The organism is Crenothrix sp. (assembly GCF_043729335.1).
In the GTDB taxonomy this organism is placed as follows: Bacteria; Pseudomonadota; Gammaproteobacteria; order Methylococcales; family Methylomonadaceae; genus Crenothrix.
In genome coordinates, this window is record NZ_JAYTLQ010000004.1 from 1 (window position 1) to 13,662 (window position 13,662).

The 13,662-nt window shown below is 44.4% G+C and carries 14 protein-coding genes; 2 read left to right on the forward strand and 12 right to left on the reverse strand.

Going from position 1 to position 13,662, the window contains the following annotated elements; genetic code table 11:
• Nucleotides 1-143: 143 nt before the first annotated feature.
• From ACHZC4_RS02295 to recA, 9 genes are all read right to left on the reverse strand, one after another.
• Nucleotides 144-617: a DoxX family protein gene (locus ACHZC4_RS02295; protein WP_394752158.1), complete on the reverse strand. Its 474-nt coding sequence runs from the start codon at nt 615-617 to the stop codon at nt 144-146.
• Nucleotides 618-672: 55 nt separating this feature from the next.
• Nucleotides 673-1,536, reverse strand: coding sequence for an SGNH/GDSL hydrolase family protein (locus ACHZC4_RS02300; RefSeq protein ID WP_394752159.1), 864 nt, complete (start codon nt 1,534-1,536; stop codon nt 673-675).
• Nucleotides 1,537-1,759: 223 nt separating this feature from the next.
• The gene (gene dnaQ, locus ACHZC4_RS02305; protein WP_394752160.1) at nt 1,760-2,479 is read right to left on the reverse strand and encodes a DNA polymerase III subunit epsilon; all 720 of its coding nucleotides are present in this window, start codon (nt 2,477-2,479) and stop codon (nt 1,760-1,762) included.
• Nucleotides 2,480-2,553: 74 nt separating this feature from the next.
• On the reverse strand, nt 2,554-3,780 hold the full coding sequence (locus ACHZC4_RS02310; RefSeq protein WP_394752161.1) for an aspartate kinase: 1,227 nt from the start codon (nt 3,778-3,780) through the stop codon (nt 2,554-2,556).
• A gap of 46 nt (nt 3,781-3,826) precedes the next feature.
• Nucleotides 3,827-4,435, reverse strand: a complete 609-nt coding sequence (locus ACHZC4_RS02315) for a Uma2 family endonuclease (RefSeq protein ID WP_394752162.1) — start codon at nt 4,433-4,435, stop codon at nt 3,827-3,829.
• Nucleotides 4,436-4,449: 14 nt separating this feature from the next.
• Nucleotides 4,450-5,070, reverse strand: coding sequence for a Uma2 family endonuclease (locus ACHZC4_RS02320; protein ID WP_394752163.1), 621 nt, complete (start codon nt 5,068-5,070; stop codon nt 4,450-4,452).
• A 32-nt stretch (nt 5,071-5,102) separates the two neighbouring features.
• On the reverse strand, nt 5,103-7,703 hold the full coding sequence (gene alaS, locus ACHZC4_RS02325; protein ID WP_394752170.1) for an alanine--tRNA ligase: 2,601 nt from the start codon (nt 7,701-7,703) through the stop codon (nt 5,103-5,105).
• Nucleotides 7,704-7,918: 215 nt separating this feature from the next.
• Complete coding sequence (locus ACHZC4_RS02330; RefSeq protein WP_394752164.1) at nt 7,919-8,377, reverse strand: regulatory protein RecX; 459 nt, start codon at nt 8,375-8,377, stop codon at nt 7,919-7,921.
• A gap of 3 nt (nt 8,378-8,380) precedes the next feature.
• Nucleotides 8,381-9,403: a recombinase RecA gene (recA, locus tag ACHZC4_RS02335; RefSeq protein WP_394752165.1), complete on the reverse strand. Its 1,023-nt coding sequence runs from the start codon at nt 9,401-9,403 to the stop codon at nt 8,381-8,383.
• A 635-nt stretch (nt 9,404-10,038) separates the two neighbouring features.
• Between recA and ald the strand changes: the two genes are divergently transcribed.
• Nucleotides 10,039-11,148, forward strand: coding sequence for an alanine dehydrogenase (gene ald, locus ACHZC4_RS02340; protein ID WP_394752171.1), 1,110 nt, complete (start codon nt 10,039-10,041; stop codon nt 11,146-11,148).
• Nucleotides 11,149-11,177: 29 nt separating this feature from the next.
• On the opposite strand, the gene ACHZC4_RS02345 is transcribed toward ald, so the two are convergent.
• Nucleotides 11,178-11,501 (reverse strand): hypothetical protein, encoded by a 324-nt coding sequence (locus tag ACHZC4_RS02345; RefSeq protein WP_394752166.1) that lies wholly within the window; start codon nt 11,499-11,501, stop codon nt 11,178-11,180.
• Between the two features lie 454 nt (nt 11,502-11,955).
• On the opposite strand from ACHZC4_RS02345, the gene ung reads away from it, so the two are divergent.
• The gene (gene ung, locus ACHZC4_RS02350; RefSeq protein ID WP_394752167.1) at nt 11,956-12,639 is read left to right on the forward strand and encodes a uracil-DNA glycosylase; all 684 of its coding nucleotides are present in this window, start codon (nt 11,956-11,958) and stop codon (nt 12,637-12,639) included.
• A 161-nt stretch (nt 12,640-12,800) separates the two neighbouring features.
• Here ung and ACHZC4_RS02355 read toward each other — a convergent pair whose 3' ends face one another.
• Both ACHZC4_RS02355 and ACHZC4_RS02360 read right to left on the reverse strand, forming a co-directional pair.
• Nucleotides 12,801-13,127 (reverse strand): helix-turn-helix domain-containing protein, encoded by a 327-nt coding sequence (locus ACHZC4_RS02355; protein ID WP_394752168.1) that lies wholly within the window; start codon nt 13,125-13,127, stop codon nt 12,801-12,803.
• Nucleotides 13,111-13,434 carry a type II toxin-antitoxin system RelE/ParE family toxin gene (locus ACHZC4_RS02360; RefSeq protein ID WP_394752169.1) on the reverse strand — a complete coding sequence of 108 codons (324 nt, stop codon included), beginning with the start codon at nt 13,432-13,434 and terminating at the stop codon, nt 13,111-13,113. Before ACHZC4_RS02360 ends, ACHZC4_RS02355 begins: the two co-directional genes overlap by 17 nt.
• Nucleotides 13,435-13,662: the final 228 nt, after the last annotated feature.

Here is a 13,662-nt window from a genome sequence, read left to right on the forward strand (position 1 = left end):
ACGGTGTGCCGCACATGGTTCGACAAGGCTCTCATGAGCTAGTCGAATGGCTCACCACGAACGGCACACCTTCACCTGTCCCGCGTTAAGTTGGGAGCCAAGAACATCGCCAAAAATAAGCCTATTAAAAACAGAGCAGGCTTTTATGTTGAACTGGAATTATCGTTAGGGTCGAATAGATGAGATTCCAGCAAATAACGATCAACGGAAAAACGACCACCGCCCATAATCATTAAAGCAGCAGTTGCCGATAACAAAGCTAAGGCGTACTCGACACCGTGCGTGGTTAGGAAAAAACCTTTACTCCAATGCACCCAAAACAAAGCAACGGCTAAAGTAACACTGACTATTGCGGCCGCAAAACGTGTAAATAAGCCCACCATTAAAGCAACGCCGCCAAAAAACTCCGCGCTGCCTGCGGCTAACGCCATCAGAAAACCAGGATGCAACCCAAGCGAGGCCATTAATTGGGCTGCACCATCCAAACCCTGGCCACCAAACCAGCCTAATAGTTTTTGACTGCCGTGCGCGGCTAAAATCAAACCAATGGGCAACCGCAAAATCACAGCTTCCCAGCCGGCATGGGAAATAAGGAGGGTATTAATCACGTTTTTCATAGCATATTCTCCTGAAAGATTAAAAACCATATACGCGACAGCTTTAGTAATAAGGCTAATTCGCCTCAGGCAGCGCCGCAAAAAAGGCACGCCCCATACGCTCATGTACCCGTTGGGTAGGATGAATTTCGTCAAAAAATAAAAAACTATTCATCTTGGCATTATTACAAACTGCATAATATTTAAAACTCGTGCTGTTATAACAGGCCTGTTGCGTATTATTAAAGTGGTAGGCTTTACCATTATTTACTATGCCATTTAAAAATGTCATCAGATCAAACAAAACTATACTGACGCCTCTAGTCTTTTTGGTTTCGGTAACAACACGTGTGAGCGCTTTATTAAAAGCGATACTTTTTAGGCTAGCCCGTTTAATTAATGCTGGTCTTGCGTGCGTTTCCGGTATTAGTCCTAAGTCAGGGGCATTAACAACCAGAAAATGGGTCGCCCCGGCTTTAATTAACTGCGTCAAGGCTTTTTGCAGATTTAGAGTAGCATTCTTTAACACAGCCGCTGACGCTGCTTCTGGTTTGTCTCGCATATCACGTATATCATTACCGCCTAAAAACACCACGTACAAAGCGTCAGCACGGGCTTTGTTAGCTTGGCTAGCTAAAAACGAGGAGATTTGCGCACCTAAATCCGTCAAATCATTGGCAGACAATTTTGCCCCCGCGACGGCAAAATTATTACCCCTGACTAATCCAGTCAAATGCAACGATGACTTTAAGGGTAAACCTAACGATTTTGCTAAATACCCTACTGCTGTAATACCATTCGTAAAACTATGTTTATACGGCGCATTATTAAGAAATTCATAACCCGGTAACGCCGCTAAATTGCCCATATCAGACAAACTATCGCCAAACACTACAATTTTTGCATACGGTGCAGCCGTTAATGATAAAGGTGCGAACAAAAGACAGCAATGATACGGCCTTGACGTGAAAACAGCGTCGTGCAGCCGTTAATGATAAAGGTGCGAACAAAAGACCGCATAATATTATTTTTTTTAACAAACGCAATAGCATGCTATTACTCCCCTTAAAGTAGACAAATTAAAAGTTAAGCCAGAACAGACTTACAATATATATTTATTATTTAACAATAATAATAGTCACTTTACAGTTTATTTATTAAATTTAGCTTATCCACACACACTGGCCACTGGCTTTTTGTATCGCCTCAAGCCGTTGCTGATGTTCTTGTAACTCCTGTTCATTACAACGAATCACCGCTAGCGCCGGACGATCAACAGCAAGATGCTTGACCGTATGCTGTTGGCTAGTTGCATTATCGTCAGCACGCGGCTCATCAAGCAAAGAAATCTGCCCGCCGGTCATCAGCAAAAATACTTCGGCTAGAATCTCGGCATCTAATAACGCACCGTGTAATTCACGGTGGCTGTTATCGATGTTATAGCGTTTGCACAAGGCATCCAGGCTGTTTCTTTGTCCAGGATGCTTTTTGCGTGCATACGCCAAGGTATCAAATACTGTAGTGTACTCGGTGACGACACCTTGCTTAAGCTTAGCAAATTCGTGGTTAATAAAGCCCACGTCAAAAGGTGCGTTGTGGATGACTAATTCAGCGCCGGTAATGAAAGCAACGAATTCGTCGGCGATTTCATTAAAACGCGGTTTATCAATTAAAAACTGGTTAGTAATACCGTGGACAGCAATGGCGCCATCATCAATCACACGGTCAGGGTTGATATAAACATGAAAACGCTTGCCGGTTAAACGGCGGTTAACCAGCTCTACGCAACCAATCTCGATGACACGATGGCCGTCTTGTGGGCTTAAACCCGTGGTTTCAGTATCAAGAACGATGAGACGCGGATTGGAATCGGTTTTTTGCATAGACTGCCTAGCTTATCGAACCTAAAAATACTGGGTAGCGTAGAGACGCATTGCTTGCGTCTCTACACACCGATTTATGCAGCGTTATCTTGATCCAATTTAAACGCGGCATGTAAAGCCCGCACCGCAAGCTCCATATATTTTTCCTCTACTACCACCGAAATTTTAATTTCCGAAGTAGAAATCATTTTGATATTAATGCCTTCGGTCGCCAAAGTTTTAAACATGGTGCTCGCAATACCCGCATGTGAGCGCATACCCACACCGACGATTGACACTTTGACAATACCTTCATCACCAGTTACTTTTTTGGCATTCAACTCTGCGCAAGTTTTTTCCAGCGATGCTTTAGCGCGTGCATAATCGTTACGGTGCACGGTAAAAGTAAAATCCGTGGTGTCATCATCAGCAATATTTTGGATGATCATATCCACTTCGATATTGGCATCGGCAATCGGGCCTAATATTTTGTAGGCCACGCCGGGTAAATCCGGCACGCCTGAAATAGTTAGTTTTGCTTCGTCTCGGTTAAAGGCAATGCCAGAAATTAAAGCGCTTTCCACAGATGATTCCTCGTAAGTAATGAGTGTGCCACACCCTTCTGTAAATGATGATAATACGCGTAATGCCACGTTATATTTGCCAGCAAATTCCACGGAACGAATTTGCAAAACCTTAGAGCCTAAACTGGCCATTTCCAGCATTTCTTCAAAAGTAATACGATCTAACCGACGTGCTTTGGGTTCTACTCTGGGGTCAGTGGTATACACACCGTCCACATCGGTATAGATATGGCATTCATCCGCTTTAAGTGCCGCTGCTAACGCCACCGCCGTGGTATCAGAGCCGCCACGCCCTAAGGTGGTAATGTTGTTATCTTCATCAACACCCTGAAAACCAGCTACAACCACTACTGTGCCAGCATTAAGGTCGGCCATGATGTTGTGGTTTTCGATGTTAAGGATACGCGCTTTGGTATAGGCGTTGTCGGTTAGAATTTTAACTTGGCCTCCCGTATAAGAGCGCGACGGACAACCCAACTCTGCCAGCGCCATGCTCAACAATGCCACTGTCACTTGTTCGCCAGTGGATAGCAAAGCATCCAATTCCCTGCCGTTAGGTTGTGGCTGCATTTCTTTGGCCATCGCCACCAAGCGATTGGTTTCACCGCTCATAGCCGAAACTACCACGACGATATGATCGCCCAAATCGTGGGCTTTTTTTACTTTTTCGGCGACCATCTTGATACGTTCAACTGAACCTACCGATGTACCGCCAAATTTATAGACATACAGTGCCATTGTTATCCTATTATTTTTGGGTTTTTCTTATTTTATGTGTGCGTTGCTATGTTTGTCTTGCAAAAATATCAGTGACGTTAATCGCTAACTCAGGGAATAAATGCGGTGTAATCATATCTTCATCGGTCACCATTTGTTTGAATTGGTACTGACCCTTATCGTCCAAAACAAACTGGTGGATTGCATGTTGCTCTGGATAAACCAGCCAATATTCGGTGACGCCGCTTTCTTGGTATAACGCATATTTTATTTTCATCTCCCGCTTGGAGTTGCCTTTAGATAGGATTTCAATAATCCAATCAGGCGCACCGTTACAACCTTGTTGATCTAACAATTCAGGTTTGCAGATGACACATATATCAGGCTGAACAACTGTGTGGATGTCTTCACTGGCTAAAATAGATTTTCTGCGGTCATATAGGCGGACATCAAATGGGGCGGCAAAGGCTTCACATTGCTTACCTTCCAAATAGTTACCAATTTTTAAAAATAGATCCCTTTCAATCCGTTGATGGTTAACATTGGGCGCAGGAGACATCAGCATGATTTTGCCTTTAATCAACTCAAGCGCATCATCAAACGCCCAAGTTAAATAATCGGCATAGCTGTAGGTTTGGTTTAAATCCAGTTGCGATAACTCAGTAACCTCAGACATATTTAGACCTCCATCTAGTCTTGTTGGGCTTGCCAAGTTTCAAACACCTCAGCAACCTCGATGATCAAGTCAGGAAATAATTGCGGGAAAATACTATCCTCATCTGTCACCATTTTCATGATTTGGTAACAGCCACTGTCATCCAAAACTAATTGATGAATCGCTTTATGCACCGGATCGACTAACCAGTATTCAGTTACGCCAGCTTCCTGATAGAGATTGTATTTTATTTTCATCTCCCGCTTGGAATTTCCAGGCGATAAAATTTCAATGATCCAGTCAGGAGCGCCGTTACAGCCTTGTTGATCTAACAGTTCAGGTCTACAAATTACACATAAGTCCGGCTGTACTACTGTCTGAATATCCTTATTGGCCAAAATTGATTTTTTGCGGTCATAAAGACGTACATCAAACGGTGCTGCAAAAACCTGGCATTTTTTATGATGAAAATAGCTGAATAATGTACCACTGAAACTCATTGATATCCGCTGATGCAATACATTTGGCGCAGGTGACATCAACATAATTTTGCCTTTAATCAACTCAAGCGCATCATCAAACTGCCATGTCAGATAATCGGCATAGCTGTAGGTTTGGTTTAAATCCAGTTGCGATAATTCAGTGATTTTAGACATATGTTAACCCTCTATTACTTTCGATTACACGACTATCCCAACTGCCCCTGCACCCAAGCCGCAACACCTGCCAACGCCGCCGCCAATCCAGCTGGATTAGTACCACCCGCCTGCGCCATATCCGGCCTACCGCCCCCTTTACCACCGACTTGCATCGCCACAAAATTGACTAAATCACCGGCTTTAATACGCCCCATCTGATCTTTGGAAACGCCCGCCGTCAAACTCACTTTGTCGCCGTCAACTACCGCCAGCACAATCGCAGAACTGCCAAGCTTGTTTTTGAGCTGATCGACCATATCTTTTAAAGTTTTGGGATCAATACCTTCCAATTTAACTGCCAACACTTTGATACCCGCAATATCAACTGCCTGGCTGCTGAGTTCATCACCTGCTGAACTGGCCAATTTGGAATTCAATCGTTCCAGTTGTTTTTCCAATGCTCGAGTTTTTTCCAATAACTGCTCGACTTTTTCTGCCGCTTTTTCAGGCGCGCTTTTCAATAAACCGGCAATAATGTTCAACGCTTTATCGCGACTGGCAATCCACTCCAGACAACCTACGCCTGTTACCGCTTCAATCCGTCTAACACCTGCGGCGACGCCAGTTTCAGTTATTATTTTAAAGCAGCCAATATCACCCGCTCTTTCAACATGGGTTCCACCGCACAATTCAGTAGAAAAATCACCGATTTTTAATACTCTAACTTCTGCGCCGTATTTTTCACCGAACAAGGCCATCGCACCGGCATGCACCGCGTCATCTTTAGCCATAACTTGCGCAGAAACAGGGTTATTAAGACGAATTTGTTCGTTAACCAGCGTTTCAACGGTACTGATTTCAGCGGCTGTCATCGGTTCAAAATGGGCAAAGTCAAAGCGCAGCCGCTCAGTATTCACCAACGAACCTTTTTGGGTAACGTGCTCACCTAAAACCTGCCTGAGTGCTGCGTGCAACAAATGCGTCGCTGAATGATTGAGTTCAGTCGCTTTTCTGTCTGCCGCGCTGACACGGGCATCACACAACTGATCTTTCTTTAACGTACCCGAAATCAGTTTACCTTTATGCAAAAATAAATCACCAGCTTGTTTTTGGGTATCGCTGACTTCAAACACAGCGCCATCCGCAACAATCTGGCCGCAATCACCGACTTGACCACCAGATTCAGCATAAAACGGGGTTTTATCCAAAATCAGCACACCTTCTTCACCCGCTTGCAAGCTATCGACCTGTTCGCCCTTTTTGTAAATGCCGACGATGTGTACTTGGTCTTCCAAATACTCATAACCGGTAAATTCAGTCTGGCCTTCGTGTTTGATGTCCTGATCGTAATCGGCTACAAAACTGCCTGCCGATCTAGCGCGGTCGCGTTGTGCTGACATCGCCGTTTCAAAACCGGCATGGTCAACCGTCAGGTTATTTTCGCGGGCAAAATCGGCGGTCAAATCTACCGGAAAACCATAAGTATCATACAGCTGGAATACAGTATCGCCTGGAATGACTGAGCTTTCCAGCTTGGCGACACAGGTTTCCAATATTTTCATGCCTTGCTCAAGGGTTTCGGCAAAACGCTCTTCTTCTTTTTTCAGCACACGCTCGACTTGCGCTTGTGCTTGCTTCAATTCTGGATAAGCCTCACCCATTTCTTCAGCCAGTGGCGCTACCAGTTTGTAAAAAAATGTCTCATGAATCCCTAAGCGATAACCATGACGGATAGCACGGCGAATAATACGCCGTAGTACATAGCCACGGCCTTCATTAGACGGCATCACGCCATCGGTTACCATAAAGGCACACGAGCGGATATGGTCGGCAATAACGCGCAGCGAACTGTTATTCAAATCAGTAGTGTTAGCCAGCTTGGCAGCAGCCGCCAACAAATTTTGAAACAAGTCGATTTCGTAATTGCTGTGTACGCCTTGCGAAACCGCCGCAATACGCTCCAAGCCCATGCCGGTATCTACGGATGGCTTAGGCAGAGGCGTTAACGTACCATCGGCGGCACGGTCATACTGCATGAATACCAGATTCCACACCTCAATGTATCGGTCGCCGTCTTCATCCGGTGAACCGGGCGGGCCGCCTGGAATATTCTCACCATGATCGTAGAAAATTTCCGAACACGGGCCACAAGGCCCGACATCGCCCATCGACCAGAAATTGTCTTTAGCACCAATACGCGAAAAACGTGCCGGATCAGCTTTAATATCATTTAACCAGATACTTTCCGCTTCGGCATCTTCTTCAAACACAGTAATCCACAGCTTTTCCGGTGGAATGTCCAAGACTTGCGTTAAAAAATCCCAGCCGTACTGTATGGCTTCTTTCTTGAAATAATCGCCAAAACTAAAGTTACCCAGCATCTCAAAAAACGTATGGTGGCGCGCGGTATAGCCGACGTTTTCCAGGTCGTTATGCTTACCGCCTGCGCGTACACAGCGTTGGCTAGTAACAGCCTTGTTAAAATCGCGCTGTTCACGTCCCAGGAACACATCTTTAAATTGCACCATACCTGCATTGGTAAACAACAAGGTAGGATCGTTTCCAGGCACTAAAGAACTGGAGGGTTCAATAGCATGTCCACGTTCATGAAAGAATTCCAGAAAGGCAGAGCGCAGTTCAGCGCTAGTCATTTTTTTCATAGTAATTAGGTGTTAAAAGCGAAGGTTGCCTATTGTAATATGTAAAGCACGTACACACACGGGTACATGCTTTTCGGTGATTATACGGGTTAACGGTGAATATTTTACGGTGAAAATGCAACAGTGCGGATAGGAGCCTATTTTATCTACCTTCTCCCACTATCACAGATTAAGCATGACGACGAAAAGCACATCCCGATTACTAACTACGGATGATTAAGCAAAGCACTGATCATTGCTTGTGAAAAACCTCTTTGCAGCAAAAATCGGTTACGCTTTGCCTGATCATTTCGACCAACAATGGGTTTCTGGCCATACTTTTTAACATAAACTTGTTCAATCTGCGCCATCCAGCTACCGACACTTTCCTGAATGATGCCTTCAACATCGACATCATTCACATCTTGTTGACGCAAACCCTGCTTAATATAAATAGGCCCATATCCTCTACGAATGCAGTTTCTGACATAACTTTCTGCATAACGTTGATCGTTCTGCCAATCTTGTTGAGATAAAGCCTCAATCACCGGCAAACTGTGCTCTTTGCTATAGCCTTTGAGCACTAGCTTGCTCAATAATTCTTGCTGACTGTGTTCTCGCCGCGTCAGTAATCGTAAACACGCCGCTTTAATTTCAGCGTATTGATTATCAACTGGGTTAGGCATGGTTTATTCAACAACAGCATCAAGCACGGCAATGGGTTTACTGAAGGCCTGGGCGCGTATTTTAGCTTCAATGTCCTTGGCTTTTTCAGGATGCTCTTTCAAAAATACTTTAGCGTTGTCTTTACCTTGGCCAATTTTTTCATCGCCATAACTGTACCAGGAGCCCGCTTTTTGAATAAAACCAAACGTTACCCCCAAATCGACTAATTCACCATAAAACGAAATGCCTTCACCGTATAAAATCTCAAACTCAGCTTGTTTAAAGGGCGGCGCAACTTTATTTTTGACGACTTTAACGCGGGTTTCGTTACCAATAACCTCTTCGCCTTTTTTAACCGAGCCAATGCGTCGAATATCAAGGCGTACCGATGCATAAAACTTAAGCGCATTACCGCCAGTCGTGGTTTCCGGGCTACCAAACATCACGCCGATTTTCATGCGTATCTGGTTGATAAAAATCACTAGCGTATTAGCGCGTTTAATATTACCGGTCAGTTTCCGTAGCGCCTGTGACATCAAGCGTGCCTGCAAGCCCATGTGCGAATCGCCCATGTCACCTTCAATTTCAGCCCGCGGCGTTAATGCAGCCACCGAATCAATCACTACAATATCCACTGCGCCGGAACGCACTAACATATCGACAATTTCCAGGGCTTGCTCACCGGTATCGGGTTGAGAGACCAGTAAATCATCAACATTTACGCCAATTTTTTGCGCATAGCCCGGATCGAGCGCATGTTCTGCATCAATAAACGCCGCCGTGCCACCCAGTTTTTGCATTTCTGCAATCACTTGCAAGGTTAACGTAGTTTTACCCGATGATTCCGGACCATAAATTTCGACAACACGGCCACGCGGCAAACCACCACAGCCTAAGGCAATATCAAGCCCTAATGATCCAGTAGATACCACTTCAATGTCACGCGAGGCGCTAGCATCACCCATACGCATAACAGAACCTTTACCAAACTGTTTTTCAATCTGCATCAAAGCCGCACCTAGGGCTTTCTTTTTGTTCTCATCCACTGTTTATTTCCTTTTGAATTAATACTAAAAGACTATGCCGATATACAGATGATAAAACGCAGTTGCTAATTTAACTGTTCATTATCCCATACACAACAAGCTTCGGATAGTGTTGATTTATACGCGAAATTGTTAACTAAACGAGCTTAAAAATCGCATTCAAACCATTTTTTCGCTTACTTAAGCCCTCATTTAAATTTTTCCCTACAACACCAAAATTAGGGACTTTAAAGTCATAAATTACGGTATATTCTTATAACGTGATGGGGGATTTCTAAAAAGAAATCAAGTTGTTTTATCGTTGTGCTTTGTTTTAAAAGCTGGGACATAACCGATTTATAAATCATAGTCGGATTGCAGGTATTTAAAAGGATTGACCAGTATTCTTCTTAACAGTGCAAACTATTTGTTCTTAAGCACGCGCATAAAATAACTTGCGTGAGTTTTGTTATAAGTGCAGATTCATACGCATACTGCGTTATAACTACAATGTGAATGAATTGCCACCTGCGATGTCAGAGTATGTGTGTTTAGTCATTCATTGCCTTTAACGATAACAGGAATTTTAAGGCACTTATCTATGCTGGCCGGCAATGCATAACTTTATTAGCTTACAAATCATCAGGACTCAGGATATGTTAATTGGATTGCCCAAGGAAATTAAGGATAACGAAAATCGTGTTGGCATGACACCCGGTACGGTAAAAGCCCTAACCCAACGCGGACATCAGGTAGTAGTGCAACAAAGCGCGGGTGAAGGCAGTGCTATTTTGGATGCTGAATATCAAAGCGCAGGCGCTCAAATTGTAACTACCGCTGAAGAAGCCTGGTCAGCGCAACTGGTTATTAAAGTGAAAGAACCGGTAGCAGCCGAGTATAGGTATTTGCGCCCAGATTTACTGCTGTTTACTTATTTGCATTTAGCATCAAATAAACCATTAACAGAAGCGCTGTTAAATACCGGCACTAGCAGTATTGCTTATGAAACCGTACAAACAGAAGACGGCAAGTTGCCCCTGCTCATCCCCATGAGTGAAGTGGCAGGTCGCATGGCGACACAGATTGGCGCTGTTTACCTGCAAAAATCACACGGTGGCCGTGGTGTACTGATGGGCGGTGTTCCTGGTGTCGCGCCTGCAAATGTAGTGGTTTTGGGTGGAGGTATTGTAGGCAGTAATGCAGCGCGTGTTGCCGTGGGTATGGGCGCTCAGGTTACAGTGCTTGATGTTAATCATGAGCGATTGAAATATTTGGACGACATTTACCGTGGCCAATTACAAACGCGCATCAGCAATAGCCATGCTATTGAAGAGAGCATTTATCAAGCCGATCTGGTAATTGGCGCGGTGTTAATTCCAGGTGGACGGGCGCCGTGGTTGATTACCCGTAACATGCTGCAATATATGCGCCGCAATGCAGTTATTGTCGATGTAGCTGTTGATCAGGGTGGCTGTGTTGAAACTACCAGACCCACTACGCATAGCCAGCCCACTTATGAAGTTGATGGCGTTGTGCATTATTGTGTAGCCAATATGCCGGGGGCGGTGCCGCGTACCAGTACGTTTGCACTGAACAATCAAACAGAAGGTTATGTGTTGCGCTTGGCCGAACAAGGCTTACAAGCTTTGGATTGCGACACGGCTTTAAAGCGTGGACTAAATACTTATCGGGGTTTATTGACTAATGCCGAAGTGGCGAAAGCGTTTGGTTTGCAATATGGCCCTGTGCCATCTTTCGTTAAATAGCATCTTTATTCCTACCCTGCCGCTCTGCCTTAAAGTGCAGCAATAGCTGACTTGGCATTACACTGTGAAATGACTTCTGCTAACTGTAATTCATTCAATTTATGTTTGATCGCTTCAGTACCATTGAAGCCAAACACTTGATAATCCTTTTTTACAAAGGTAACGATTTGGCATTTCTTAAAGGGTTGGTTTTCAAACGGCAGCTTTGTAGCCTCCAGATTTGATGGCTTAGCTTCTTCCAAACTGGGCGCATAAATCATAAATTCACCTTTCATCACCAGTACCGCGCGGTATTCATTCTTATTGGTTAAATACAGGTAGCTTGCTTCAATGTCTTTTTCTTTTAAGCGCATGTTATGTTGTCCTTGATTGTGTCATACCAAATATAAGCCAAATCACGCTTTTTTTGGCGGATGTTAATTGCTTTGAATATTCCGGCAAGCCCTCCCTCGGCAACAGCCATCGCAGCATTCGGCAAACCAGATCTGAACTGTCACTGATCGTTTGTTCGTGTGTATCAATATCGGCATGGAACTGGGTCAGCTCGGTAGGGTGCAATAGTGTAACGTATTGCGCCGAATGTTTTTCAACCACCCTGCGACGTATTACGCAATCGCTAAACGCCCTACAGCACTTAGAACAATCATTTATTGAATGGGAAGATTGACTTGCTGTGAGCCTTTTTTAGCTACGTTAAGCTTTTCAGATCAATACAGTGGCTATATTGCCAGTCGTGCTAGCAAGTACTCCCCAGCTTATCGATATAGTTTTATAATAGCGCATTATTGTTTAATTTCGCCGCCCACTATGCCCCAAGAAAAACCCGGTCAAATACACCCATCATGGCAAGCGGTGCTTGGGGATGAGTTTAATAAGCCTTATATGCAAGCTTTGCGGGCTTTTTTAAGTCAAGAAAAAGCCGCAGGTAAGATCATTTACCCATCTGGTTCCTTGATATTTAATGCATTTAATCACACGCCATTTGAGAAGGTAAAGGTGGTGATTATTGGACAAGACCCATACCATGGCGTGGGGCAAGCACATGGTTTGAGTTTTTCTGTGCCGCAAGGGGTGGCTTTGCCGCCATCGCTGATGAATATTTTTAAAGAGATTGCGTCTGATTTAAATATTCACATGAGTGGAAAGGGTGATTTAACACCGTGGACAAATCAAGGTGTATTACTACTCAATGCCACGCTCACGGTTGAGCAAGCCAACGCGGGGTCACACCAAAAGCGAGGATGGGAGACTTTTACCGATGCTGCGATTGCGGCATTAAACGCAGGCCGTGAGGGTTTGGTATTTGTGTTGTGGGGCAGTTATGCGCAGAAAAAAGGCGCGTTTATTGATGAGGCAAGGCATCTGGTGCTTAAGTCGCCGCACCCTTCACCACTTTCTGCACATCGCGGTTTTTTTGGCAACCACCAGTTTTCTAAAATTAATCAGTATTTAACCCAACAAGGCCATACGCCGATTAACTGGCAATTGTAGGTTAGGATGGCAAGTTGAGGTAAGTTAACGGATCTTACTCATCTGAGCGGAAAATGTTGGTGTGTATCAATCAGCATGCAGTCGGGGCAGTGTACTCATCTTCGTATTCGGTCTTTATGTGCGATTTTGAAGTTTCCAGCAGGATTCAGTAGTAGACTGGATTAAGCTAATTCGCGTAAATACTCAGGATGATTTTCAGCCACCCGTAGCAGCGTTTTTGCTGCCCCTGAAGGTTGCCTGCGTCCTTGTTCCCATTCTTGTAAAGTCCGCACAGAAATCCCTAAAAGTTTTGCGAATTGGCTTTGTGATAAACGGGAAGCGATTCGTGCTTTGGCAACCGGTGATTCAATGACCTGACCTGTGCGTGTGACGACAGAAACGCGCCCGATTTGTCCTGCATGCATTTGGTTGATAGATTCGAGCAATTCTGCGTTCAGATCACGTTCTGCATCACGTTTTAGCAATTCGGTTTCAGATAATTTCGGCATGGTCGGCAAGCTCCCGTAAAGCGTTTAATATTGAGGTGGCGATATTTTCTCGCGCACTTTTGGTGTAAACCGTTAACAGCCAGATTCGTCCTTGTGAATCTTGCACATAATACAAAATGCGTACTCCGCCGCGTTTTCCCGAACCTGGACGAGACCAGCGTAGTTTTCTTACGCCTTGCGTACCTTGTACAACGTCGCCTTGTTTTGGATTTTTAGATAGTGCGATTTGCAGTTTTGCCAATTCATCATCGGTGAAGTAGTCGGTGACGTATCGGCTAAAAATGGGCAGTTCAATAAAGGTATACATGTGAGTATTATACGTCTTTGCCGTATAATTTCAATTGCGTTTATTTTCTTCTTTGTTAATTCGGCGCAATAATCGATCCTGGTACTGGTTGCTGTGGGTTTTCAGCTTGCTGGCTGCTGGACGATTACTAGGTAGTCCCTACAAATCAATGCAGGTTGATTTTTATCAATGGGTTACCAAAATAGGTGCCACAAACAGGAATCTCCAAGTCAATGCCTCCTGAGTTAA